28 protein-coding genes are annotated in these 24,518 nt (G+C 61.3%); 11 read left to right on the top strand and 17 right to left on the bottom strand.

What is annotated here, in order from left to right:
* The first annotated feature begins 136 nt into the window (after window positions 1–136).
* Entirely contained in the window at window positions 137–631 is a 495-nt protein-coding gene (locus BLS57_RS15240) for an I78 family peptidase inhibitor (RefSeq protein WP_167356442.1), read from the top strand.
* Here BLS57_RS15240 and paaK read toward each other — a convergent pair.
* Both paaK and paaI read right to left on the bottom strand, forming a co-directional pair.
* Complete coding sequence (gene paaK, locus BLS57_RS15245) at window positions 628–1,938, bottom strand: phenylacetate--CoA ligase PaaK (RefSeq protein WP_093743579.1); 1,311 nt, start codon at window positions 1,936–1,938, stop codon at window positions 628–630. The two genes, BLS57_RS15240 and paaK, sit on opposite strands and share 4 nt — an antisense overlap.
* Entirely contained in the window at window positions 1,938–2,375 is a 438-nt protein-coding gene (gene paaI, locus BLS57_RS15250; protein WP_093743580.1) for a hydroxyphenylacetyl-CoA thioesterase PaaI, read from the bottom strand. The genes paaK and paaI overlap by 1 nt, the downstream gene beginning before the upstream one ends.
* A gap of 129 nt (window positions 2,376–2,504) precedes the next feature.
* On the opposite strand from paaI, the gene BLS57_RS15255 reads away from it, so the two are divergent.
* Window positions 2,505–2,852: a DUF2794 domain-containing protein gene (locus tag BLS57_RS15255; RefSeq protein WP_093743581.1), complete on the top strand. Its 348-nt coding sequence runs from the start codon at window positions 2,505–2,507 to the stop codon at window positions 2,850–2,852.
* Here the strand turns inward: BLS57_RS15255 and BLS57_RS15260 are convergent.
* From BLS57_RS15260 to BLS57_RS15270, 3 genes are all read right to left on the bottom strand, one after another.
* On the bottom strand, window positions 2,849–3,634 hold the full coding sequence (locus tag BLS57_RS15260) for a C40 family peptidase (RefSeq protein ID WP_093743582.1): 786 nt from the start codon (window positions 3,632–3,634) through the stop codon (window positions 2,849–2,851). The two genes, BLS57_RS15255 and BLS57_RS15260, sit on opposite strands and share 4 nt — an antisense overlap.
* Window positions 3,631–5,013, bottom strand: coding sequence for a leucyl aminopeptidase family protein (locus tag BLS57_RS15265; protein ID WP_093743583.1), 1,383 nt, complete (start codon window positions 5,011–5,013; stop codon window positions 3,631–3,633). Before BLS57_RS15265 ends, BLS57_RS15260 begins: the two co-directional genes overlap by 4 nt.
* Window positions 5,014–5,077: 64 nt before the next feature.
* Window positions 5,078–5,455 carry a hypothetical protein gene (locus tag BLS57_RS15270; protein WP_093743584.1) on the bottom strand — a complete coding sequence of 126 codons (378 nt, stop codon included), beginning with the start codon at window positions 5,453–5,455 and terminating at the stop codon, window positions 5,078–5,080.
* Between the two features lie 153 nt (window positions 5,456–5,608).
* Between BLS57_RS15270 and BLS57_RS15275 the strand changes: the two genes are divergently transcribed.
* Window positions 5,609–6,259 carry a carbonic anhydrase gene (locus BLS57_RS15275; protein ID WP_093743585.1) on the top strand — a complete coding sequence of 217 codons (651 nt, stop codon included), beginning with the start codon at window positions 5,609–5,611 and terminating at the stop codon, window positions 6,257–6,259.
* A gap of 147 nt (window positions 6,260–6,406) precedes the next feature.
* The gene (locus tag BLS57_RS15280) at window positions 6,407–6,748 is read left to right on the top strand and encodes a VOC family protein (protein ID WP_093743586.1); all 342 of its coding nucleotides are present in this window, start codon (window positions 6,407–6,409) and stop codon (window positions 6,746–6,748) included.
* A 139-nt stretch (window positions 6,749–6,887) separates the two neighbouring features.
* Here the strand turns inward: BLS57_RS15280 and BLS57_RS15285 are convergent, their stop codons facing one another.
* The 3 genes from BLS57_RS15285 to BLS57_RS15295 all read right to left on the bottom strand — a co-directional run bounded on the left by BLS57_RS15285 (window position 6,888) and on the right by BLS57_RS15295 (window position 8,988).
* Window positions 6,888–7,910 carry an aspartate-semialdehyde dehydrogenase gene (locus BLS57_RS15285; protein WP_093743587.1) on the bottom strand — a complete coding sequence of 341 codons (1,023 nt, stop codon included), beginning with the start codon at window positions 7,908–7,910 and terminating at the stop codon, window positions 6,888–6,890.
* Window positions 7,911–8,018: 108 nt separating this feature from the next.
* A complete protein-coding gene (locus tag BLS57_RS15290) occupies window positions 8,019–8,693 on the bottom strand; it encodes a hypothetical protein (RefSeq protein WP_093743588.1) in 675 nt (224 codons plus the stop codon).
* A gap of 1 nt (window position 8,694) precedes the next feature.
* Window positions 8,695–8,988, bottom strand: coding sequence for a hypothetical protein (locus tag BLS57_RS15295; RefSeq protein ID WP_093743589.1), 294 nt, complete (start codon window positions 8,986–8,988; stop codon window positions 8,695–8,697).
* A 203-nt stretch (window positions 8,989–9,191) separates the two neighbouring features.
* Here BLS57_RS15295 and BLS57_RS15300 point away from each other — a divergent pair, with 203 nt between their 5' ends.
* The 4 genes from BLS57_RS15300 (at window position 9,192) to BLS57_RS15320 (ending at window position 12,935) form a co-directional block, all read left to right on the top strand.
* Complete coding sequence (locus BLS57_RS15300; RefSeq protein ID WP_093743590.1) at window positions 9,192–9,752, top strand: hypothetical protein; 561 nt, start codon at window positions 9,192–9,194, stop codon at window positions 9,750–9,752.
* 124 nt (window positions 9,753–9,876) lie between these two features.
* Window positions 9,877–10,506: a ribonuclease HII gene (locus BLS57_RS15305; protein WP_093743691.1), complete on the top strand. Its 630-nt coding sequence runs from the start codon at window positions 9,877–9,879 to the stop codon at window positions 10,504–10,506.
* An 87-nt stretch (window positions 10,507–10,593) separates the two neighbouring features.
* Complete coding sequence (locus tag BLS57_RS15310; protein ID WP_093743591.1) at window positions 10,594–11,694, top strand: site-specific DNA-methyltransferase; 1,101 nt, start codon at window positions 10,594–10,596, stop codon at window positions 11,692–11,694.
* A 509-nt stretch (window positions 11,695–12,203) separates the two neighbouring features.
* Window positions 12,204–12,935: a class I SAM-dependent methyltransferase gene (locus BLS57_RS15320; protein WP_093743593.1), complete on the top strand. Its 732-nt coding sequence runs from the start codon at window positions 12,204–12,206 to the stop codon at window positions 12,933–12,935.
* Window positions 12,936–12,993: 58 nt separating this feature from the next.
* Here BLS57_RS15320 and BLS57_RS15325 read toward each other — a convergent pair whose 3' ends face one another.
* The 3 genes from BLS57_RS15325 to BLS57_RS15335 all read right to left on the bottom strand — a co-directional run bounded on the left by BLS57_RS15325 (window position 12,994) and on the right by BLS57_RS15335 (window position 15,768).
* Window positions 12,994–13,419, bottom strand: a complete 426-nt coding sequence (locus BLS57_RS15325) for a response regulator (protein WP_093743594.1) — start codon at window positions 13,417–13,419, stop codon at window positions 12,994–12,996.
* A 69-nt stretch (window positions 13,420–13,488) separates the two neighbouring features.
* A complete protein-coding gene (locus tag BLS57_RS15330) occupies window positions 13,489–14,637 on the bottom strand; it encodes an alkane 1-monooxygenase (protein WP_093743595.1) in 1,149 nt (382 codons plus the stop codon).
* Window positions 14,638–14,703: 66 nt separating this feature from the next.
* Window positions 14,704–15,768 carry an A/G-specific adenine glycosylase gene (locus tag BLS57_RS15335; RefSeq protein ID WP_093743596.1) on the bottom strand — a complete coding sequence of 355 codons (1,065 nt, stop codon included), beginning with the start codon at window positions 15,766–15,768 and terminating at the stop codon, window positions 14,704–14,706.
* 83 nt (window positions 15,769–15,851) lie between these two features.
* On the opposite strand from BLS57_RS15335, the gene BLS57_RS15340 reads away from it, so the two are divergent.
* The 3 genes from BLS57_RS15340 to BLS57_RS15350 are packed head-to-tail and all read left to right on the top strand — an operon-like array spanning window position 15,852 to window position 18,203.
* On the top strand, window positions 15,852–16,361 hold the full coding sequence (locus tag BLS57_RS15340) for a DUF721 domain-containing protein (RefSeq protein ID WP_093743597.1): 510 nt from the start codon (window positions 15,852–15,854) through the stop codon (window positions 16,359–16,361).
* 37 nt (window positions 16,362–16,398) lie between these two features.
* Window positions 16,399–17,085 (top strand): DsbA family protein, encoded by a 687-nt coding sequence (locus tag BLS57_RS15345; protein ID WP_093743598.1) that lies wholly within the window; start codon window positions 16,399–16,401, stop codon window positions 17,083–17,085.
* Window positions 17,085–18,203 carry a CaiB/BaiF CoA transferase family protein gene (locus tag BLS57_RS15350; protein ID WP_093743599.1) on the top strand — a complete coding sequence of 373 codons (1,119 nt, stop codon included), beginning with the start codon at window positions 17,085–17,087 and terminating at the stop codon, window positions 18,201–18,203. Before BLS57_RS15345 ends, BLS57_RS15350 begins: the two co-directional genes overlap by 1 nt.
* Here BLS57_RS15350 and lpxK read toward each other — a convergent pair.
* From lpxK to BLS57_RS15380, 6 genes are all read right to left on the bottom strand, one after another.
* Window positions 18,200–19,186, bottom strand: a complete 987-nt coding sequence (gene lpxK, locus BLS57_RS15355; protein WP_208597586.1) for a tetraacyldisaccharide 4'-kinase — start codon at window positions 19,184–19,186, stop codon at window positions 18,200–18,202. The two genes, BLS57_RS15350 and lpxK, sit on opposite strands and share 4 nt — an antisense overlap.
* Window positions 19,186–20,418, bottom strand: coding sequence for a 3-deoxy-D-manno-octulosonic acid transferase (locus tag BLS57_RS15360; protein WP_093743600.1), 1,233 nt, complete (start codon window positions 20,416–20,418; stop codon window positions 19,186–19,188). Before BLS57_RS15360 ends, lpxK begins: the two co-directional genes overlap by 1 nt.
* 6 nt (window positions 20,419–20,424) lie before the next feature.
* A complete protein-coding gene (locus BLS57_RS15365) occupies window positions 20,425–20,667 on the bottom strand; it encodes a DUF4170 domain-containing protein (protein ID WP_093743601.1) in 243 nt (80 codons plus the stop codon).
* Window positions 20,668–20,730: 63 nt separating this feature from the next.
* Entirely contained in the window at window positions 20,731–21,513 is a 783-nt protein-coding gene (locus tag BLS57_RS15370; RefSeq protein ID WP_093743602.1) for a 3'(2'),5'-bisphosphate nucleotidase CysQ, read from the bottom strand.
* Window positions 21,500–22,846, bottom strand: a complete 1,347-nt coding sequence (locus tag BLS57_RS15375) for a TldD/PmbA family protein (RefSeq protein ID WP_093743603.1) — start codon at window positions 22,844–22,846, stop codon at window positions 21,500–21,502. The genes BLS57_RS15370 and BLS57_RS15375 overlap by 14 nt, the downstream gene beginning before the upstream one ends.
* Before the next feature lie 122 nt (window positions 22,847–22,968).
* Window positions 22,969–24,498 carry a hypothetical protein gene (locus BLS57_RS15380; RefSeq protein WP_093743604.1) on the bottom strand — a complete coding sequence of 510 codons (1,530 nt, stop codon included), beginning with the start codon at window positions 24,496–24,498 and terminating at the stop codon, window positions 22,969–22,971.
* Between the last annotated feature and the right edge of the window lie 20 nt (window positions 24,499–24,518).

The raw sequence follows: 24,518 nt of genomic DNA on the forward strand, positions 1-24,518 counted from the left end.
CGGTGCCGGCGGGGGCAAATTAAAAGCCGAATACGGCGCGTGGCGAGGGGACTTGGCAGCGGCCATAGGGGCTCTACCTCTTGGGCCTCAAATGTCGGCTTGTCCCGGCGTCATGCGAAAAGACGAGGTTTGGAACATGAGAGTAGTTTTTCTGGCACCCCTGATTTTGGCAGGCTGCGTCGAACCGCCAGCCACGGCCGTGCAGAACCCGATTCCGGCCCCCGCCGTGGCGCGTCCGGCCCCGGTCGAGCCGGTTCGCAGCCAAACGCCCCCGAAACCGGCAGAGACCACACCCGCAAGATCGGAAACCTCTTCGAGTTCGCCTAAGCCCAAACCGCTGCCGCGTTCCGTGACGGAGGCGGTCAACAACCCATCCAGTGACAGCACAACCTCCGACAGCGACAGTAGCAGTGAGGCCGAAACTCAGGTCGCGACGGGCGAAAAGGTCGAAGGCTGCAACGAAGGCAGCTGGTGGGGTCTGGTCGGTCGCCCGCGTTCGGCGGCCAGCATCGTGTCTGAGCCGAAGCGGGTCTATACCGAGGGCGACTCTGTCACCATGGACAACAACCCGGATCGGACCAACATCGTGCTCGATGCCGAAGGCAAGATCGCCAAGGTCACCTGCGGCTAGTCTTTTGGACGTTTGTCGAGAATGCGCACGGCTTTGCCCTCAGAGCGGGCAACGCCGCCCACATCCATGACCTCGACCTTGACCGATATGCCCACCGTCTGCTTGATCTGCGCGGACAGCGCCTTGACCGCTGCCGCGCGCGCCTCGGCGGGGAGACTGGCATCCGCACATTCGCAAAGCACGCGCATCTGATCCATCCGGTCAGGGCGCGATAGCTCAATCTGGAAATGTGGCGCGAGGCCGGGGGTGGCCATCAGCGCCTCTTCGATCTGTGTGGGGAAGACATTCACCCCACGCAGGATGATCATGTCGTCGCTGCGGCCCGTCACTTTCTCCATCCGCCGCATGGAGCGTGCGGTGCCTGCGAGCAGTCGGGTCAGATCGCGGGTGCGGTAGCGGATGATCGGGAAGGCTTGTTTGGTGAGCGAGGTAAAGACCAGCTCGCCCCTTTCGCCATCCTCCACAGGCGCGCCGGTTTCGGGGTTGATGACTTCGGGATAGAAGTGATCCTCCCAAATGTGCAGCCCGTCCTTGCTTTCCACACATTCCATCGAGACACCCGGCCCCATGACTTCGCTCAGCCCATAGATATCGACCGCATGCATGTCGAAGGCTTGCTCAATCTCCAGCCGCATTGCGTTGGTCCAAGGCTCTGCGCCAAAGATGCCGACTTCGAGCGAAGACTGGCGTGGGTCGATGCCTTGCGCCGCGAATTCATCAAGGATCGACAGCGCGTAGGAGGGGGTCACCGTGATGCCCTTGGGTTGAAAATCTTCGATCAGCCGCACTTGGCGTGGGGTCATGCCACCCGAGATCGGTGTCGTCGTAAGGCCGAGCGCATCAGCGCCAAGGTGGATGCCCAAACCGCCCGTAAACAGCCCGTAGCCATAGGCGTTGTGCAGCATGTCGCCGGGGCGCATCCCGGCAGCGCGCAGAGAGCGGGCAACGACTTGGCCCCAGTTGGCGAGATCTTCCTTGGTGTAGCCCACGACCGTCGGCTGTCCGGTGGTGCCCGAGGACGCATGAATGCGCGCCACCTGCTCGCGAGGGACGGCGAACATGCCAAACGGGTAATTGTCGCGCAGGTCGGTTTTCACCGTGAAGGGAAAACGCGACAGGTCAGAAAGGTCTGTCAGGTCGTCCGGATGCACCCCCGCATTGTCAAAGCTCTTCTTGTAGAAGGGCACATTGTCATAGGCATGGCCTAGGGACCATTTAAGCCGCTCCAATTGCAGGGCGCTGATCTCGTCCCGGCTGGCGGTCTCAATCGGGTCGAGCGTGTCCTTCGCGGGGGTTAGGTCTTTCATCAGGTCGGCTCCTCCTCAGAAAATAGCTGGCCCTTGATGGTGCGGGAAAGCCCGCGAAACAGGGCCAGCGTGCGGCCATCCTCGCCCGTGACCGTCACATCATAAATGCCCGAGCGCCCGCTGCGCGATACTTCGCGGGCGGTGGCGGTCAGCCGTTCCTCCGGCTGGCCGGGGCTGAGATAGGTGATCTGGTTTTGCTGTGCGACGGTGGTTTGATTGTAGCTGTTACAGGCAAAGGCAAAGGCGCTGTCGGCAAGGCTGAAGATAAAACCGCCGTGACAAATGCCGTGGCCGTTGAGCATATCCGCACGCACCGACATCGACAGGACCGCGCCGCCGGGGGTGACCTCATCAATCCGCATGCCCAGCCCGGCAGAGGCCGCGTCCTGGGCGAACATCACGTCGGCGCATTTGCGGGCGCGGGCTTCTGGGGTCATGCCAATTTGCCTTTGTGTTTCATTTTTCAGTCAACTTGCACATTCTTGTAACGCTACTCAAGCGGTTTGAAACCGGGCCTCGTTCACGTCAGGGCTTGATTTGGCCCCCCGCAGGGTCAACTGTCAATTATGAGCATTGAGCCCCCATCGTCCGTCTCGGCCTTTGAACGCCAACCCGAGCAGGTCGCCTTTCACCGCACGGAACTGTCACTAATTCTGTCGCTCTATGGCCGTATGGTCGCCGCAGGCGAATGGCGCGACTACGGGATCTCGCACCTGCGCGATGTGGCTGTCTTTTCGGTCTTTCGCCGCACGGCGGAGATACCCCTCTACCGGATCGAAAAGCGGCCCAAACTGCGCAATCGGCAGGGGATGTATGCGGTGGTCGGCACCGGCGGGCAGATATTGCGGCGCGGCCATGATCTGAAGGCCGTGCTGCGGGTGCTGGAGCGCAAGCTGATCCGGTCGGTGGACTAGGGAAGCTCGGGCCGCCGATGCGCGGTCACCTGCCCGTCGCCGCCTGCTTCGATCCGTTTGATGGCATCCTTGATCGGCTCATAGGACACGGCCATCTTATGCGCGCTGGCGTGGATCATCGTTTCGGCATCCACGACCAGCGCCACATGGCCCTTCCAAAACAATAAGTCGTTTCGCTGGTAGTCACCGCTCACGGGTTTCCCGACCGTGGCTTCTTGCTGGTCACTGTCACCGGGGCAGGGGATGCCACAGGACAGCATCGCGGCCTGCACAAGACCGGAGCAATCGATTCCCCAACGGCTGTTGCCGCCCCAGAGATAGGGTGTGCCGAGAAACAGGTCGGCGATCTTTGCCGGGTCGTCCTCAATCTGGTCAATTGGCGCGAGGTGAACCCGTGGGATATGGCCTTGAGCCGTCTCGGCGAAATCCTTGGTCTGGGTGGTGACCGTGACGGGCGCGCCGTAGCTTAGGCTCAGCAGGTCAGGCGTTTTGAGGTCTGCATTCGCATAGACGTGCGTGGCCGGGACGCTGACCCGGTGGGTTGCCACGCGCGGCACGGTAAGACTGCTTTGCGAAACATGCCCGCAGTAGCCGTCCTTTTCGGCCTGCACATAGGCCCAGCCTGACGCCTCATTCAACACGGTCACGGTCTCGCCAAACAGCACTTGCCGATCACGCGGGCCATGGGGCCTGCGGCAGAGGTCAGCCACCGGCACGCCGATCTGCGCGGCGCGGCGGGTTGTCACCAGTGCCGGGTCGGGCGTAAGGCGCGGATCGCTCATAGGTCCAGCAGCTTGGGCAAAGCGGCAAGCAGCGCACGCGTACCTTGGCCCGCGCCGCCTTTGGGCCGGGCCGGGGCGTCCGACGGCTGCCAGCCGTAGATATCGAAATGTGCATATTTGCTCTCGGTCACAAAGCGGCGCAGGAAGAGGGCGGCGGTGATTGATCCGGCAAAGCCGCCCTTGGGCGCGTTGTCGAGGTCTGCGATGCCGGGCTCGATCAGGGCTTCATAGGCGTCGTGGAACGGCATCCGCCAGACCGGATCGGCGGCGCTGTTGGCGGCGGTTTCGAGCGCGGAGACAAAGGCACTTTCGTCGCTGTAATAGGGCGCGAGGTCTGGCCCCACGGCCACCCGTGCGGCCCCGGTTAGTGTGGCCATTGAGATGATTTGATCCGGCGCGTCTTCATCCGCCAGCGCCAACGCGTCGGCCAACACCAAGCGGCCTTCGGCGTCGGTGTTGTTGATCTCAACCGTCAGCCCCTTGCGCGAGGTCAGGATGTCACCGGGGCGGAAGGCATTGCCGGAGACCGAGTTCTCCACCGCTGGGATCAGCACGCGCAGCTGTACGGCAAGGCCGGTGGCCATGATCATATGCGCCAGCCCCAAGACGGCGGCAGCCCCGCCCATGTCCTTTTTCATCAATCCCATTGAGGCACCGGGTTTGAGGTTCAGCCCGCCGGTATCAAAGCAGACACCCTTTCCGACGAGTGTGAGCTTCGGCCCCGCATCGCCCCACCGCATGTCGATCAGGCGCGGTGCACGATCGGCTGCGCGGCCAACGGTGTGGATCATGGGCAGGTTGTTTTCCAGCAGGGCGTCGCCGGTGGTCACGTCGATCTTCGCCCCATGCTGCTCGGCCAATTTGCGCGCCGCAGCTTCCAAATCGGGTGGCCCCATGTCAGAAGCAGGGGTGTTGATCAGGTCGCGGGTCAGCATCTCGCCCTGTGCCACTGCGGCGATGTGGGCGGCATCGATCCCCTCGGGCGCGACAAGCTTTGCGGCCATTGGGATCTGATCGCGATAACGCTCGAAACGGTAGCCCGCCAGCAGCCAGCCGAGCGCTTCGGTCGCGGATTGATCTTCGGGCAAGCCGCTTTCGATTTTGTAGTCGCCTTTAGGCAAGCGCGCGGCGGCCCCGGCGAGGTGAAAGCGCCCACGACGGCGCGCCGCGTCATTTCCGTAGCCTGCCAGCGCCACCACCGGCTTGCCTTCCGCCCCCGGCACCACCAGCGCTTGCCCCAGACCGCCGGTGAACCCACTGGCCTCGACCCAGGCCTGCACTGAGGCGTCCTGCTCTGCGCGCCATTTCTCTAAAGCGTCCTCGCTCAAGACATGCAGCGGCAGGGTAGTATCGGAGGCGGTGGCGAATTCGGCGGACATGGCAAACCTTTGCAAATCTGGATTTGCCGCGCAGCCTAAACCTTCCACCGCCACCCGCAAGCGATCAGATCGTGATGTCTTGCATGTCCCAGATTGCGGTCAGCGAGCGTTCGCCAATCCGCAACAGCCGCGAGAGCGTCGCCGCGACCGCGGTATCGTCAGACTGGTCAATCGAGAGGATCACATCCTCCGCCACCTGAGATACCAGCGCCATGCCGATCTGATCAGCGATGGCAATCAGGGTATGCACGCTTTTGCGCAGACCTGCCTGATCCCGTGTGCGGTAAAGCCGGTCACAATGCGCCATGCGCAGCGCCAGTTCCTCCATCGCACGGCAGACGACATCCTCGGCCCCCACTTCGCCCAGCTGCGTGTAAAGCAGCCCAAGACGTTCTTGATCGACAGAGACCTGCTCGGTCGGTCGTATTTGCACAAGTTGCATGTCGTCACCCTTCATTCAGCCCCCACGGCCTTGGTGCACCATGGGCTATGAAGATGTGCAAAGGGTTGCGATGGCTGTGTCTTTTCTCTCGAATTCGCCAGATATTTGCGCTATCTGCGCTAATACCCTTACGGTCTCAAAGGATGTTTACAGATGAACAATGCCAAGGCTCTGCCGTCGTATCTTCTGCAACGCTATCAGGGCTGGAAAGCCACCGGATATGCGGAAAACCAGACTTGGTACCGCCGATTGGCCGCCGAGGGTCAGCGCCCGCGTGCGATGGTGATCTCCTGCTGCGACAGCCGCGTGCATGTCACCTCGATCTTTGGCGCAGATCAGGGTGAGTTCTTTATCCACCGCAATATCGCGAACCTCGTGCCGCCCTATGAGCCGGATGGCAAGCAGCACGGGACCTCGGCGGCGGTTGAATATGCCGTCAATGCGCTCAAGGTCGCGCATTTGATCGTACTGGGCCATTCCAGCTGTGGCGGCGTCGCGGGCTGCATCCAGATGTGTCAGGGCAAAGCGCCCGAGCTTGAGGGCCAGGACAGTTTCGTGGGCCGCTGGATGGACCTGCTCCGCCCGAAATACGAGAAGGTCGAGAATGTTGAAGACCCGGCAGAGCAGCAGCTTCAACTTGAGCGGCAGGCGGTGATGACATCGCTGGAGAACCTGATGACCTTCCCGTGGATCAAGGAAAAGGTCGAGGACGGCACGCTGAGCCTGCACGGTCTTTGGACGGACATCGGCGAAGGCAGTCTGGAATATTACGATGCGAAGTCGGGTGAATTTGAGCCGGTTTAACGCTGCATCCGACGCGCAGACACGACAAGGGGGCCGCTTGGCCCCCTTTTGCATTAGGTGATGCTGGAAAGGGGTTAGGGCCCGGGGCGCAATGTTCGCTTCGAGCCCAACGTTGCTTTGACAGCCTCATTGTGGAAAGCTCACGGCATGGCGATACGCAAGATTTATGCTCAACTGAATTGCACCAACACCAAGTCGAGTGCGGATTGGTATCAGAAGCTGTTTGGCAGACGCAGCGACGCCGACCCTATGGGCGGCCTCAAGGAATGGCATCACGGAGCGGACTCAGGCTTTCAACTCGTTACCAACCCCGATTTGGCAGGTCACGGTTCGATGACGCTGATAGTAAGCGACCTTGCGAGCGAGCATGAGCGGCTAGTGAAGGCTGGCCTGAAGGTAGGTAAAATTGTTGTCGGGGATTTTGCATCGTTTACGCAGTTGAGCGATCCGGACGGCAATACCGTAGTGATGGCAGAGCCAAAGCATTAGCTGTGAACGTCAACTTCGTCCCGCTTAGAAGACATCAAATAGGCTCCCGAAAATCTTTCCGGGAGCCTTTAGCGCTACGATGAAACGCAAAGGGCTGGGCCGCTGACCCCCTTTTGCATTCCATAGCTGTGGCTAAACCTCAGCCCTTCTTCAGCACCTCACGGCCCAGCAGTTCGGCGATCTGTACCGCGTTCAGGGCGGCACCCTTGCGCAGGTTGTCGCTGACGCACCACAGGTTCAGGCCGTTGTCGATGGTGCTGTCCTGGCGGATGCGGCTGATGAAAGTGGCAAAGTCGCCGACACATTCGACGGGGGTGACATAGCCACCGTCTTCGCGCTTGTCGATCACCATGATGCCTGGCGCTTCGCGCAGAATGTCGCGGGCTTCGGCTTCATCAAGGTGGTCTTCAAACTCGATGTTGATCGCTTCGGCGTGGCCCACGAAAACCGGCACACGCACACAGGTCGCGGTGACCTTGATCTTGCTGTCGATGATCTTCTTGGTCTCGGCGACCATCTTCCATTCTTCCTTGGTCGAGCCGTCCTCAAGGAAGACGTCGATATGCGGAATCACGTTGAAGGCGATCTGCTTGGTGAACTTGGTGGCAGGCTTGTCGTCGGTTGGGTTGTAGATGCTCTTGGTCTGGTCCCAAAGCTCATCAATGCCTTCCTTGCCCGCGCCGGAGACCGACTGGTAGGTCGAGACGACAACACGCTTGATGCCTGCACGGTCATGCAGCGGCTTCAGCGCCACAACCATCTGCGCGGTCGAGCAGTTGGGGTTGGCGATGATGTTCTTCTTGGAATAGCCGTGCACGGCCTCGGGGTTCACTTCGGGAACAATCAAGGGCACGTCTTGGTCATAGCGGTAGAGCGATGAGTTATCGATCACCACACAGCCCGCTTTGGCGGCGGCGGCGGCGTATTTCTTGGTGGCTTCCGAGCCCACGGCAAAGAGCGCGATGTCCCAGCCGGTGAAGTCGAAGGTGTCGAGGTCTTTGGACTTCAGGGTCTTATCCCCAAAGCTGATCTCGGACCCCAGCGAACGGCGGCTGGCAAGCGCCACGATCTCGTCCACGGGGAACTGGCGCTCGGCCAGAATGTTCAGCATTTCACGGCCCACATTGCCTGTGGCGCCTACAACGGCGACGCGATAACCCATTTGAGTACTCCTGTCTGTCTAATTCAGTTGGCTGCCGTTTACCGTGCTTGCGCAGCATTGGCTAGGGCCCGCCGCGCCTGAGCCGCTCGGGGCAGGCTCTTGCCGGGGTCAAAGGACTTTGATGACGTCCTTGTCGATCGCCAGCATATAACCGCGCCGGGCGATGTTTTTGACAAGAAGCTCCGATACCAACTGATTACCTAGCGTATCGCGCAGGCGTTTGATCCGGGTGGCCCCGGCGGCCTCGTCACAATCGGCAGGGCTGCGGCCCGAGATCATGCCTTCGATCTCAGAGCCAGAAAGCACGTCATCATCCATCCGCGCCTCGGCAAGGACAGACATCGTCTCCATCGCGGCGCCGGTCAGTTTGAAGCCGAGGTTGTTGAGGTAAACGGTGTTTTCCTCTCGGCTGATGAGCAGGGAAGACACCTGAATCCCCGTCCGCTCAATCTGCGCCATGCGGCGGTTGAAGCCGATGAGCATAATCAGAAACACCATTGCCGCGGCCAGCATGGCGGCGGCAAAGACCAGCAGCACGATGATGACGATACGGTAGCTGGCAAGGGTCTCGGAAAAGGCGGTGCCCGATTGCGCGAGGATTTCGAGCAATTTGATCTCGGCCTGCGAGGTCAGATCGTTGTTCTCGATAAAGATGCGCTCGACCCGCGCGTTAAACACATTGGCATCGGGCAGCGCCCAAAGCAGCAGCGCCGCCCCAGCCAACAAAACGAATGCGACGGCAGCAATGCCACCGCCCACGAAACGCCCGCCAAATCTGCGCATGTCAGAAGCGGAGGTGGAATTTTCCTGCACTGTCTTTCCTTTGATCCAGGCCTTCGTCACCGAATACGGACAGTACATTCAACAATGTCCAGCCTTCCGCCGCAAGACGCGGCGAGAGTTCGGCCTTGGCTTCGGCGGCATCACACGCACCGTTGATCTGCGCCACCCCGTAATGGAGGCGCAGAGGATCGTCTTGCTTTGCCTTGTAATCGGCATAGCAGCCAGCCGTTGCCGCAGCGGGCAGGGCCAGGGTGACCGCCAGCGCGGTCAGCAAGGAAAGATATGATGTTCTCATGTGCTTTTGATGCGCTCTTGGCGGCTGATATTCAATAACCAAAGGCGAAAACCCACCTTGTTATCGGATAGCGACCCCCTGTTATTGCCTGTCTTTGGCCCTGCCCCCAGTTTTGTGACACCAACAGAAACACGGCCCCCGATATGGCCGAGAAAGATCAAGGGCGCTGCGAAACGCGTCACTAACGAGAAGGGACCAGACCCATGTACCGCAAGTTCATTGCTACCATCGCCGCCCTGTCGGTTGCCATCACCGCTTTCGGCTCCCGTCCGGCCGCTGCCGATGAAAAGGAAGTTCTCCGCACGCTCGCCGCCATCGCTGGCGTCGCGATCGTCGGTAAGATGATCTACGACAATAATAAGAAGCGCGAACGCGAGCAGGAAACTGTGACACGCCGCCGTCCAGCACCTGTCTATGAGGCGCCACGCTATTACCCCACCGTATCTGAGCGCCCCCGTCTGCGCCCCCATGTCGATCCGCGCCCCAAACCGCATCGCCGCGAGACGATCTATCCAGAGCGCGAAGTGCGCCCGCTGCCAGAACGTGTCGACCGCAAGCTGCTGCCGCAGCAGTGCTTCCGCAGCTTTGATGGCGAAGACGGCAAGGTGATGATGTTCGCGGAACCCTGCCTTGAGAAGAATTACACCCATGTCGACAAACTGCCCAAGTATTGCGCCAAGCGCGTAAAGACGGCGGAAGGTGCACGCTACGGCTATGATGCCCGCTGCCTGCGCGACACGGGTTACAGCTTGGCCCGTCGGTAAATCCGACGTGCCTTGGCCGAGCGGCACGTCCCTGTCGCTCGGGTTTTGAAAGGGGGGGTGTTCGGGCGCCTCCCCTTTCTCTTTTCTATTGCATCGCCATGCGCCTTGCGGTTTCACCGATCCCATGATTCCGGACTATGAATTCGAACGCAGCGCTTTGGCGCAGGGCTTTGGCACCATCGCCGGAGTTGACGAAGTAGGCCGCGGCCCGCTGGCCGGCCCGGTTACCGCTGCCGCCGTTGTCTTTACCGAAGACCGCATCCCCGAAGGGCTGAACGATTCAAAGAAGCTGACCGCCCGCGCACGGCAGCGGCTTTGCGATGAGATCATGGAAGTTGCGGTGGTCTGCGTGGCGCATGCCACTGTCGAGGAGATCGAAGAGCACAATATCCTGCGTGCCAGCCATCTAGCGATGACCCGTGCCCTCGCTGGATTGTCTTGCGCGGTGGATTACGCGCTCATCGACGGTAACATGCTGCCCCGCGATCTGACGCTTCCAGCGCAACCTGTGGTGAAGGGTGACGCCCGCTGTCTGTCGATTTCCGCTGCCTCTATCGTGGCCAAAACGGCGCGAGATACCCTCATGGTGGACTTGGCGCAACAGCATCCTGGCTATGGCTGGGAAACCAATATGGGCTATGGATCAAAAAGCCACATCGCCGCGCTTCAAAATCTTGGGGTGACCCCACACCATAGACGTTTGTTCAAACCGGTACACAATATCTTGTATCAAGACAATTTCTTAACTGATTGATTCAAAAAAGAAATTGACCACGAATCGTCCATGACTCATTCTGTACCCAACCACAGAGCGCATAAGCGCCAGGGCAGAGGCAGAGATATGAAAACGATGACAAAGGGCGCTGAGGCGCTTCCCTTGAACACTATTATTGCGGGCGATTGCATTGAGGCAATGAACGCCCTTCCGGCGGAGTCCGTCGACCTGATCTTCGCGGATCCCCCCTATAACCTGCAATTGCGCGGCGATCTTCATCGCCCCGACAACTCCAAAGTCGACGCAGTTGACGACGAGTGGGACCAGTTCGCGAGCTTCAAAGCCTATGACGATTTCACCCGCGCATGGCTCAAGGCCGCGCGGCGTTTGCTAAAGCCCGATGGCGCGATCTGGGTGATCGGCAGCTACCACAATATCTTCCGTGTTGGTGCCGCTTTGCAGGATCAGGGGTTCTGGATCCTCAACGATGTGGTGTGGCGCAAGTCCAACCCCATGCCGAACTTCCGCGGCAAGCGTTTCACCAACGCCCATGAGACGATGATCTGGGCCGGTAAGAGCGAAAACAGCAAATACACCTTTAACTACGAAGCGCTTAAGGCGCTGAACGAAGGCATCCAGATGCGCAGCGATTGGGTGCTGCCGATCTGCACCGGCCACGAGCGGCTGAAAGACGATGCGGGCGATAAGGCGCATCCGACGCAAAAGCCCGAAAGCCTGCTGCACCGCGTTTTGGTTGGCTCGACCAACCCCGGCGATGTGATCCTTGACCCGTTCTTTGGCACCGGCACCACCGGCGCTGTCGCCAAGATGTTGGGCCGTGATTTCATCGGGATCGAGCGTGAAGAAGCCTATCGCAAGGTCGCCGAAAAGCGCATCGCTATGGTGCGTAAATTCGACAACGAAGCGCTGCAAACCACGACCTCAAAACGTGCCGAGCCGCGTGTGCCCTTTGGCCAGTTGGTCGAGCGTGGCATGCTGCGTCCGGGCGAGAACCTCTATTCCATGAATGGCCGCCACAAGGCCAAGGTCCGTGCCGATGGCACCCTGATCGGCAGTGATGTCAAAGGGTCGATCCATCAGGTGGGCGCCGCTTATGAGAAAGCGCCAAGCTGCAACGGCTGGACCTACTGGTGCTACAAGAAAGACGGCAAGAATGTCCCCATCGACATTCTGCGTCAGCAGATCAGGGCCGAAATGGCCAACTGATCCATTCCCGACAATCGAACACCGCCGGCACCCGTGGCCCCCCTGCGTGGGGGGCACCTACACGGGTGCCTACCTTGACCCCGCCCTCTGGCGGGGTTTTTTTGTTGGGACACTCGGCGGTGGCGGCAAAGTTGACATCGCTGCCGCTTCCAGCGATGCAGGCTGCATGGTTGAGAAAGACGCCACCAAGCCCGGAATCAAGCCGCAGGCGCCGGGCCATCGCCTGCCCGTCCCGGCGGGCTGGCGATTTGGTGAGGCTGGGCGGAAGTCTTAAAGGTCGCGTAAGCGCTGAACCATAAAGTGGGACGGATCACCGATGCGATCGCCACCCCACGGGCAGCCGATGGCCCTCAGTCCTACCCCTTCACCGGCGGAATTGCATTGGCGGGATGCCGGGACGACGATCACGCGACCTAAACACGCTGATTTCGCTCTTGGCCTCGCCCTTTTGGACGAGGTTTTTGGCGTGAGAATGTGCCTCGTCCTCCCTTAAATTTTTGGAGACCACTATGGCACAGAATATCTACGACGATCCGGACTTCTTCGCTGGCTACAGCCAGCTTCCTCGGCAAGTGAAAGGGCTGGAGGGCGCGCCGGAATGGCCCGCGATCCGGGCATTGCTTCCTGATCTGACGGGCAAGGATGTGGCCGACCTCGGCTGCGGGTTCGGCTGGGCCGCGCGCTGGTTCCGCGAGCAGGGGGCGGATTCCGTCCTTGGCCTCGATCTGTCGCAAAACATGATCGACCGAGCGCGCGCTGATACCGAAGACGAGGGCGTCACCTATCAGATCGCTGATTTAGACAGGCTTGAGTTGTCGGAGGCGTCCTTTGATCTGATCTACAGCGCGCTGACGTTTCACTATGTGGAGGATTTTCAGCGGTTGATGAATATGCTCCACCGAGCACTGACGCCTAGCGGGGATTTGGTTTTCACCATTGAGCACCCGATTTTCATGGCCGCCGCGCATCCCAAGTGGACGCAAGACGAGGATGGCCGCAAGACCTGGCCGGTCAACGGCTATTCCAAAGAAGGTCTACGCCGCACTGATTGGTTCACCGAAGGCGTCGTGAAACACCACCGGACCTTGGCAACCACGCTCAATACGCTGATCGATGCGGGCTTTGCCCTGCGCCGAATTGAGGAATTCGCGCCGACGGCTGAGCAGATCGACGCCGCGCCAGAGCTGGCCGAGGAGATGGAACGCCCGATGATGGTGATGATTTCAGCCACCAAGGCGTAACGTCATGCGCCGCCTGTCCTCTATGGTCGGGCGGCGTATACAGGCGCGAAAGCAGAGGTTAGTTAACTCGCCGTTTACGGCCTTTGAACTGCCGTAGCGCCGCTTCGATATAGCGGGCGTCGAACTCGGATTTATTGACCACGTAGAGCACCCCAGCCGAGGCCGCCTTTTCCCACATAAAGGGCGAGGGCCAGTCGCTGACCATGATCACCGGCGTCTCGGCGTGGCGGTCATCGCATGCCAGTTCCAGCGCGAAATTCGCGCCCAGCCCGTCGGGCAGATTGTTGTCGAGCAGGATCAGCGCTTTGTCTCCGCTTTCCAACGCCCGACGCGCCGCCTCAATACTCGGGGCGAATTCGATCCGCATGCCCCCGTAAGCCCGCGCGAGGATGCGGCGCAGTTTCTCGCGGTCGAACTCACTGTCTTCCACGATCAGGCAGGTGCCATCACGGCCCGCCTTCGGGGTTATTGTCTGTTGCTGCATCTATACCACTCCACTGGTCACGCCCGGGGGAGGGTATGACAGGGAAGGTTTAACAGAGCGTTGCGGCGGTCAGAGGCGCGGTAACGGATTGCTGGCCTTGTTGTAGGCTTTCCAGTCGGTGATCTCGGGGTAGTACATCTCGCGCCATTTGCGCACGCGGGGGTTCATGATGCGCCGCCAGAGCGGGGGCACCATCGCCGCCATGGTCATCACCGGATAGCCATAAGGCAACTGCGGCGCGTCGCTGGCGCCGTAGGTTTGCAGCACCGGAAAGCGGCGGTCCGGCTTGTAATGGTGATCGGAATGACGTTGCAGGTTAATCAGCAGCCAGTTCGACGCCTTATGTGACGCGTTCCACGAATGGCGCGGCTGGACATGCTCATATTTGCCACCGCCCAAATGTTTGCGCGTCAGCCCGTAGTGTTCGATGTAATTGACCAGTTCCAACTGCCAGATCGCGACACCGGCTTGGACGAGAAACAGGCCCAGCCCGCTCCAACCGCCGAGCAGCAGCGCGAGCAGGAGAAAGGCGGACTGCATCGCACAGTATTTGAAGAACGGGTTGCTTGGATCGGTCCAAGGCAGGCGTTTACGGGCCAGCATGTTTTTCTCGGCATGGAAGGCCGAAGTTAGCGATTCCAGCAGCACACGCGGGTAGAAACGGTGAAACCCTTCGTTATAGCGCGCCGTGACCGTGTCTCGTGGCGTGCCGACATGGCGGTGATGGACCAGCAAATGCTCGGAGCGGAAGTGGGAATACATCACCATGCCGAGCAGAAAATCGGCGAGGAAGCGTTCGGTCTTGTTCCGCTGGTGCATCAATTCGTGGCTGTAGTTGATGCCAATCGTGCCTGTGATGACGCCGACGCCGAAGAACAGAATGATGCGCTCTGCCGTGCCCAAATGTCCGGCGCGGGTGGCATAGTAAATCAGACCGAAGACGGTGAGGAACTGCAACGGCGCCCAGATCAGCGTGACGAGGCGGTACCAGTAGAGGTCAGCCTCAGTCGCCTCTAGGTCCGCATTGTCGAGGTTCAGACCCAGCACCGCGTCGAGGAGGGAAAACAGATACCACGTCACCAGCGGCAGCAGCGCAATGGTCCAGCCGCCTTGCGTAGCGCAGAACCACGCCAGCGGGATCAGCAAGAGCGACAGCCAAAACGGCAGGGCGCGGCTCAGGCGGGCAAGGTCTTGCGGGGCGATGATGCGGTTGGCCATGAGTTCCCTCACTGTTTCGCGACAGATATACCGCAGAACGTCGGGGGCACAAAGCCTGACGCCGCGCTAGCGGGTGAGGTCAAACGCCTTGCGCATCACGGTGGGCAGATCGCTGGGGCTGAACTGGTTTTGGCCGATAAACTCTCCGGCCTCGGGCGAGACGTTGTGGCCGACGCGCGCATGCTGGACCGTCAGCATCAGGTGAAAATGCGTGAAAGTATGGCGCACCTCGCCGGGCAGGGGCTGCCAATCCGCTGCGAGGGGTGGCCTGCCTTCGGGGCGCGGCTCTGTTGTGTCGATCCAGTCAGATCCCGGCCAGCCAAGCATACCGCCAAGCAGCCCCTTGTCTGGCCGCGTCTCTAGCAGCCAAGCGCCGTCCTCACGCTGCGCGAGATAGACGGTGCCGTGGCGGATCGGTTTCGGCTTCTTCGGGGTCTTCTTTGGCAGCACCGCTGCTGTTTCTTCTGCCCGCGCAAGGCAAGGGTCGCGCCATGGGCAGATGCCGCAGGCGGGGGACTTCGGCGTGCAGATCGTGGCGCCCAGATCCATCACTGCTTGGGCGTAATCTCCGGGGCGGTCCTGCGGCGTGAGGGCAGCAGCGCGGGCCATCAATTCAGGCTTCGCCGCGGGCAGAAACGTGTGAATGTCATAGACCCGCGCCATCACCCGCTCGACATTGCCGTCCAGCACCGCATGCGGCAGGTCAAACGCGATGGAGGAGATCGCCGCCGCCGTATAAGGTCCGATCCCCGGCAGTTTGAGCAGCGCGTCATGGTTCGCCGGGAAGGTGCTGCCATGCTCCGCCACCACCGTCCGCGCGCATTTCAGCAGATTGCGGGCGCGGGCGTAGTAGCCAAGGCCCGCCCATTCGGCCATCACATCGGCATCCTCTGCCGCCGCCAGCGCTGCCACATCGGGCCAGCGGGCGGTGAAACGGGCGAAATAGTCTTTCACCGTCGCCACCGTAGTCTGCTGCAACATGACTTCGCTCAACCAGATGCGGTAGGGGTCCGGCATCACGCCTGCCTTGCGCTCGGCTGGTGACACACGCCACGGCAAGGCGCGAGCGTGGGTGTCGTACCAGTCTAGCAAGATCGGCGGCAGGTCGCTGACAGATCGGTTTTCACACAATGTTTATGGCCTTTCCGGGCGCTGAGGGCTGGTTACGCAGGGGCAAATTGTTATGTAGGTTGAGACATTCGGGAAACATAGTCATGCCGCCACGCCGTACCAGTACAAAAGGGTTCAAACGCACCGACAGTCTGTTGTCGGGGCAAATTCGCAAGGCGAGCGAAACCCGTGGCTTTGCGCAGTCCCGCCTGTTGACACATTGGGCTGAGATTGTTGGCGACGCCACAGCGGCGATCTCGCGCCCTGTTGAGGTGAGCTATGGCCGCAAAGACGGGATGGGCGCCACGCTGACCCTGCTCACCAACGGGGCCAATGCGCCGATGCTGGAGATGCAAAAGGAGCAACTGCGCGAACGGGTGAACTCGGTCTACGGCTACAGCGCCATTGCGCGGGTGCGAATTACCCAGACAGCGTCAAGCGGCTTTGCCGAAGGGCAGGTGGCCTTTCAGCACAAACCCAAAGCCGAAAAAGCCGCCCCGAGCCCGGAACTGCAACGGCAGGCCGCCGAAGCCGCCCGGCCCGTGGCTGACGAAGGATTGCGCGAAGCCCTTGCACGTCTGGGCGAGAATGTATTGAACAAGAACCAAAGCTAACCACCTAAAGCTGACGAAAATGACAAAGGAACACTCTATGAACCGCAGAACTGTAATTCTTGGCGGCCTTGCCGCGCTCGGCGTTGGTGGCTGGTATGCTGCGAACACTTTCGGCAGCTCCCCTCTTGGCAGCACGTCGCTAACCCCAATGGTTGGTGCCGCCAACGCGCAAACGACTGAGGGCGATGTGGATACGTCGGGCATCACTGAGATGGTTATGGGGGACGAAAACGCGCCAGTGACGATGATCGAATACGCCTCGTTCACCTGCCCGCATTGCGCAACCTTCCACAACGAAGTCTTTAAAAAGCTAAAGGCCGATTACATCGACAGCGGCAAGGTGAAGTTCATCTACCGCGAAGTCTATTTCGACCGCTACGGCCTCTGGGCATCGATGGTTGCGCGCTGCGGCGGGCAAGAGAAGTTCTTTGGCATCGCCGATCTGATCTACAAGTCGCAAAGCGAATGGACCCGCGCCGGTGAGCCGGCTGCGATCGTTGACGAGCTGCGCAAGATCGGTCGTCTCGCGGGTCTCGACAATGAAGCTTTGGATGAATGCCTGAAAGACGGCGCAAAGGCCGAAGCGCTGGTCGCATGGTACACCGAGAACGCGGAGACCGACGATATCTCCAGCACGCCGAGCTTTGTCATCGACGGCGAAAAGCACTCCAACATGTCCTATGCGGACATGAAGGAACTCCTCGACGACGCGCTGGCGGGCTAATGAGCGCGCCGCTTGCAGGGCTGAAAGTTGTTGAACTGGCCCGCGTTCTGGCCGGCCCTTGGGCCGGTCAGACACTCTCGGACCTCGGCTGCGAGGTGATCAAGGTGGAAAGCCCGGCGGGGGATGATACCCGCCAATGGGGGCCGCCCTTTGTCACCCGCGACGAGGATGTGACTGCCTCCTACTTCCATTCGACCAACCGGGGCAAAGCCTCGGTCACCGTCGATTTTCGAACCGAAGAGGGGCAGGCTAAGGTCAAGGAACTCTTGGCCGATGCCGATATCCTGATCGAGAATTTCAAGACCGGCGGTTTGGCGAAATATGGGCTCGACTACGCCAGTCTCGCGCCGCAGTTCCCCAAGCTGATCTATTGCTCCATCACAGGATTCGGCCAGACCGGGCCTTATGCGCATCGTGCGGGCTATGATTTTATCATCCAAGGCATGTCCGGTCTGATGTCGATCACCGGCGAGCCGGATGGCCAGCCGCAGAAATCCGGCATGGCGATCACCGATATCTTCACCGGCATCTATGCCAGCACCGCGATTCTGGCGGCAGTGCACCAGCGCCACAACAGTGGCGTTGGCCAGCATATCGACATGGCGCTGCTCGATTGCGCCGTGGCGATCACCGGCAATCAGGCGATGAACTATCTGACCACCGGCAAAGCACCGACGCGCATGGGAAATGCGCATCCAAACCTCACGCCCTATGAGGTGTTTGAATGCGCCGACGGGCATCTCATCATCGCGACGGGCAATGACGGCCAATACCAACGGCTGTGCCAGTTGCTCGGGCTCGACGACATGGCCACTGCGCCGGAGTATCTGAAAAATGCTGACCGTGTCGCCAACCGACCTGAGATGATCCGTCGCTTGACCGGGGCCACCTGCCTGCGCAACCGTGATGATCTGCTCGCCGCCTGCGAGGCGCATGGCGTGCCCGCCGGGCCGATCAACGACATGGCCGATATGATCGCCGACCCGCAGGTGCAGGCGCGCGGCATGAAGATCGAGTTGGACGGTGTGCCGGGCTTGCGCTCGCCCTTTACCTTTTCGGGGGCCGAGCTTGCTCTGCACCGTCCCGCGCCCAAACTGGGCGAAGACAACGACGCCTAGGGTGGTGGCAGCCTGTCCAGCGCCGCATGCAGCGCATTGCCTTCGGGCAGGGAAAGGCGCACCGGCAGGGTGAGGACCTTGGCGCGGAAATCCAGAGGCAGGCGCACCGCGTCTTTTTCGGTGGTGACCAACTGCGCCCCCCGCATCGCCGCTTCGGCCTCCAGCCTCAGCATCAGCCGCGACGTCAGCGGCTGGTGATCCTCCAGGGCTTCGGCATGCAGGATCGTGGCACCAAGGCCGCGGAGGGTGTCAAAGAACTTTTCCGGGTGGCCGATCCCGGCAAACGCAAGCACTTGAGAATCCGACCAATCCATACCGGTCTGCAGTGGCGTTAGTTCGGCGCGCACATGGGGCAGGGCAAACTTCGGCAGGCCAGCGGCGAAGCGCTCCTGCGCGGTCCCGTCTCCTATGGACAACAGTACGTCTGCACGCGCCAACCCGGTCGCCACCGGCTCGCGCAGCGGTCCGGCAGGGAGGCAGAGGCCGTTGCCAAAGCCTTTGACGGCATCCACCACGACAATGCTCAGATCTTGCGCCAAGGCGGGGTTCTGGAACCCGTCGTCGAGCACCACCACACTGGCCCCCGCAGCCGCTGCCGCGCGCGCTCCAGCCGCGCGATCCCGTGCGACCCAGACATCGGTGAAGGCTGCCAGCAACAGGGGTTCATCGCCCACATCCTCAGCGGTGTGCTTGATAGGGTCGACCTGAACCGGCCCCGCCAGAGAACCCCCATAGCCGCGCGACACCACATGCGGGCCGTGACCGCGTGCTTGCAGATGCTGCACCACCGCCATCACTGTCGGGGTCTTGCCTGTGCCACCGGCGTTGATGTTGCCCACACAGACGACCGGCACGGCCAAGCGCTCCGGCAAACCGCTTGCCAACCGCCGCGAGGTGGCCTGCGCATAGAGCGCGCCTAACGGTTGCAGCAAGCGCGCCCGCCAGTCGGGCCGGGGTTGGTCCCAGAAATCAGGTGCGCGCATCAGGCTGCTCCCGCCAGATCGTCGAGCCGGTCCTGCACGTGGTCGATCACTCTGTCTGCCAAGGCGGCACCCTCGCTGATTACGTCCCACCCCGCATGCGCCATGGCAGCGGCTTGATCCGGTGCGATCAGCCGCGACACCGCATTGCCAAGCGCGCCTGCATCATTCACGATCCGCGCCGCACCGGCATTGGCCAGCCGCCCGTATGACGGCAGGTAGTGTCGGACCTTTGGCCCATAAAGCACCGCAGAGCCGAGGGCCGCGGCCTCAAACGGGTCACAACCGCCGTGACCGGCCACCAGGGACGAGCCGAGGAAGGAAACCGGCGCCACCCGGAAGAACAGCCCCCGGTCGCCCGGATCATCTGCGACCATCACTTGTGTGGTCTCATCGGGGTAGGGGTCTTCGCCCCATCTAATTGCATTGAAACCACGTGCCTTTGCCCGCTCAAGCGCTTCTTCGGCAGTGGCATAGTCATGAGTGTGCAGGATCAGCAGAAGCCTATGCGATAGGCGAAGCGCTTGCCGATGTGCGCCGAGCACGACGGAAATCTCTTCGGGCAGAATTTGGTTCGCGTACCAGACCGGGCGCCCGCCAAGTGCGGCGGACATATCAACAAGGTCGGAATCGGCGCAGTTCAACGCTTGGCCCCCTGCAAGCAGTGGGGAGGTCACCTCCCCCCGTTCCCGAGGCAGGCCAAGTTGCACCAAGCGGCGCAGAGCGGCGTCCGAACGGGCCAGCGTCAACTCGAATGACCCTAGCAGCCTGCGCGTGAGATCAGGCAGCCAGCGGTCGCGTCGACCATCAAACCCAGCGGTATCTGCGTCAATCATCACCATGGGACAGCGACGCTCAGCGGTGTCCAGAACCAGATTGGGACGCAACCCGCCCCACGTCCAGATACAGAAATTTGGCTGCCAGTGAGACAGGAAGGCATCGACGTTGTCCGGGTGTTCGCCGGGGACGCGTGTGATGAAGATATTGTCGGCAGTGCAAGGGGGCGGGTCGGAAGGGGCCGCGCGCTCGGGCAGGGTGATCACCACCGACAGGCGGTCGCGCATGGTCATCAGACGCTTGGCAAGGTCGAGCACGGCCAAGGCATTGCCCGGCTCGGCGGCGTGCAACCAGACAAGCTCGCCGTTCGGGCGCGTGGGGTAAGACGCGGCAGGCTCTGCGCCGCCGCGCCGCACAAGCGCACGATAGGCCGTCAGCCCGAGCGACCGTGGCGCCATGGTGATTTAGCCCAGCTCTTCGGTGGGGGAGGCAGGCTTTTCCTCATCGCGCAGACGGTGCAGATGCGCGATGAAATAGCGCATATGGGCGTTGTCCACAGTGCGATGCGCTTCGGATTTCCACGCATCATAGGCGCTGGCGTAATCGGGGAAGATGCCGACGACACGAATGTCGTCCACATTCTTGAACGCATTCTTGGTCGGGTCGACAAGTTCGCCACCGAAAACAAGGTGCAAGCGTTGGGTCATTGGGCTGTCCTTTGATCTGTCAAAGCTGCGGTGCTGCTGTCTTTGCCTAGCAGATGAGGCCCGTCACGCAAGGGCGTCGATCAATGCGGCCTGTATCGCCGGGCCGCCTGCAACGATGCCGTCAATGCGCGGATCGGGGTTGTTGAAGCGTACCGGCCCGCCCTTGGTGGTGGTGCAGGTGCCGCCGGCTTCGTTCACGATTAACGTGCCTGCGGCGATGTCCCATTCCCAGGTGCGTCGCAGGGTGATCATCGCGTCGAAAGAGGCATCAGCCACCAGCGCCATGCGGTAGGCGAGCGAAGGGCGGTAGCTGCGTTTGAAGACTGGCGGCTCGCCCCCATGCCAGCGTTCAGCCACCAGCGCAGGACGGGCAGCGAGGACGGTGGCTTCCCCCAAATCGGTCAGAGCCGAGCTGCGGATCGGCGCGCCGTTCAACGTGGCGCCACCGCCCCGGCTCGCCGCATAGAGCATGTCGCGCATGGGAAGGTAGACCACCGCCGCCGTCACCTCGCCTGCCTCTGCAACAGCCAAGGAATGGGCCCACGTGTCCTCGCCCGCAACAAAGCTGCGGGTGCCGTCGATCGGATCGACAATGAAAACCCGGTCCTGCGAGAGCCGGTCGGCGTTGTCTTCGGTTTCCTCAGACAGCCAACCATAGTCCGGACGCGCGCCGCGCAGTTCCCTCAATAGCAGGTCATTGACCGCCAGATCGGCTTCGGTCACCGGACCGGCGTTATCAGGTTTGTCCCAGCGTTTTGCCGTAGCGCCAACATAGCGGCACGCGATAGCGCCCGCCTGCCGCGCGGCGTCGATCAGCAGGGCGAGGTCGTGCTCAGGCGCCGGCAAGGGTCATTCCCGGGACCAGCAGCGACGGGACCACGCGGCTAAGATGCGTGCGTGCGTCATTCGCGGGCGTCAGGTTCAACAGCATGTCCCGCAGGTTGCCAGCGATCGTACATTCGTTGATTGCGTGGGTGATCTCACCATTTTCAATCCACAGGCCCGAGGCTCCGCGCGAGTAGTCGCCGGTATTAGGGTTAATCGTGCTGCCGATCATGGAGGTGACCAGCAACCCGGTTCCCATGTCCCGGATCAGGTCGTCACGGCTGGCCGTGCCTTGGGTCAGCGCGATATTCCAGTTCGACGGCTGCGGGCCAGAACTTGTGCCGCGGGCGGCGTTCGCTGTCGGCGCGCGGTCAAGTTTGCGCGCGGTTGCGAGGTCGAGCGTCCAGCCTTGCAAGATGCCATCTTCAACAATCGCCCGGCGCGTTGTCGGCAGGCCTTCGGCATCAAAGGGGCGCGAGCCGGTAGCGCGGACGCGACGGGGGTCTTCGATCAGCGACAGACCCTTGGGCAGTACCTGTTCGCCCATCGCATCGCGCAGGAAAGACGCGCCGCGTGCGATGGCCTGACCGTTGATCGCGCCAAGTAGATGACCGATGAGGGAAGAGGCGATGCGTTCGTCGAACAGCACCGGGTAGCTGCCGGTCGGCGGTTTGCGTGCATCCAGCCGGGCGAGGGCGCGTTCGCCAGCGCGGGTGCCGATGTCTTCTGCATCGCGCAGGTCGGCCTGGAAGATGCGGCTGTCGCCGTCGTAGTCGCGTTCCATCCCCAGCCCGCTGCCCGCGATAGCAACGCAGGACAGGCCGCGCTCGCTCCGGGCATAGCCGCCCTCAAAGCCGTTGGTCGCCGCGAGGTAAATCTGCTGCGCCCCGTAGCCTGCGCCTGCAGATTGCACTTGGCTGACACCCTTTACGGCCAGAGCCGCTGCTTCAGCCCGCGCGGCATCGTCTTGCAATGCTTCAGGACTAGGCTCGGCAGAAGGGTCGCAAAGCTCCAGCCCCTCGGCTGAACGATCGGCCGCCAGCTGATCGGGATCAGCGAGCCCCGCATTTGGGTCTTCAGGGGCTTCGCGGGCCATGGCGACCGCGCGTTCGGCCATCTCTTCAATGGTCCGCGTCGAGGTGTCGGAGGCCGAGACATTGGCCGAACGATGGCCAACAAACACCCGCAGACCGATGTCCGTCCCCTCAGCACGTTCCGCCTGTTCCAGCACACCGCCGCGCACATCGACCGAGAGCGAACTCGCGTCGATTGCCATTGCGTCAGCGGCATCTGCACCGGCACGAGTGGCGGCCTGCAACAGGGACTTGGTCAACGCATCAAGGGCTTTGGACATCAATAGGCTCCGATTGGGGTTCCAAGAGGGGTAGCCCTCCACCCCCGATGGGGCAAGGGTGGCGGCGCAAATTTTACATCGCGCCGCGCCGCTTAATCATGTTCGCGGGGAGTACGGGCGGGTTATTTGACCCGCTGACCATTGGCGAGGATCGCGCCCTCTTCGGTGAACTCGATCTTGGAGGTCAGGGAATCCTCACCTTCGCCAGGCACGGCAAAGAGCCCCATCATCATCCGCGCACCCATGGCCTGCTCTTGCGGCAGCAGCCCCATGGAAACCAGCTTGTCCATCAATGCCACGCCGCCAACCAGCGACAGGTCAAGCACGCCAACAGGTTTGGGCATGCCGGGCAGGGTCTCCATATCGCCATTGTCGAAGGTGATATCGCCCGATGCATCGAACGCGGCACCGGCTGCTTTCAAAGATACTTCATTCACAGTCAAAGCATGGAGTTCGCCCGGTTCCTGATCCCCCATGCGGGTGGCAACTTCTGGGTCCATCATGTCGAACAGCACCTTGGCCTTGCCGGTCAAATCGATCACCAGCGTCGCCGGATCGCGGGGCAACTGCCCTGTCGGGTCAAAGATACCCCAGATCATGTCAGACATTTTGAACTGATCGAGGGTGACGCCGAAGGCAAAATCCTGAAGCTCTTCGGACTTCTTCATCGGCAGTTTCAGGTTAAAGCCTGTTTCCGCCATGCTGAACTTGATCGGGAAGGGCATTTCAGCGGCGGTCACATCTACCGCAATGTCCTGCTGGCTGCCGTCATAGGCCAAGCCCTCCGGCCCCATAGCGACGTTCAGCTTGGCACCGCCGGAGGTCGAGATCAGGCCGAAATCACCGTTTTCGGGGTCCGATACCTTCATATCTGTGTTGCCTGCTCCGGCGCTAAAGCCACCTTGAAAAGCGAGACCTGCGCGCAGCATCGCGGCCATGTCGTCTGCGGCGTCAAGCACCGGCAGTTCGCCTGATCCGTCAAAGCTGATCTGGGCCAATCCGCCTTTGAGCGCGAGCGTCGCAGGTTCGTCTGGCGGGTCCATCAGCACATCATACTGCAGGTTCTCGATCTGACCTGTTTGCGAGTAGCTGCGCAGCTCGCCGACAGTCATCTCCGTCCGGCTAGTGACACCACTGCCGGTCAGGTTGAACTTTGCCCGGTCTTCACCATAGCTCTCGCCGTCAACCGTCAGCCCAGTGAGCGTTACCGAAATTGCCTCAGCCGTATAATCGTATTGCAGAGCCTCTGGCGTGCCGCTCGCGGTCATTTGCGGGGCGGTTTGCCCGTAGTTGAGCACCATCGAGACGGGCTTGTCCTCGGGTTTTTCCGGGGCAATGTCGATGGTCATCGGCATATCTTCGGGCATGCGAATGTCCACGGCGCCGTCTTCGGCCTGTACAAAGTTGAGCGTGCCTATCGACATCGAAAAGGCGCCACCGTCCTCAGGCATCTGCATGCGCATGGTCACATCGCTGACGGTCAGGTCGTCGCCCTCTGCCGTCTCCTGTGCCTCAATGGTGTAGCCCATATTCTCCATATATTGGCGCCAATCTCCCCAGACCTGCGCGGGGGTTAGATCGGCCCAAGCGGCTTGGCCGATGAGCGTGGCGGGGAGGGCAAGGCAGAGGGAAGCTGAACGAAGACGGGACATCGGAAAAATCCTTTACGGCA

The sequence above is a fragment of the Sulfitobacter delicatus genome (assembly GCF_900102535.1).
Lineage (GTDB): Bacteria > Pseudomonadota > Alphaproteobacteria > Rhodobacterales > Rhodobacteraceae > Sulfitobacter > Sulfitobacter delicatus.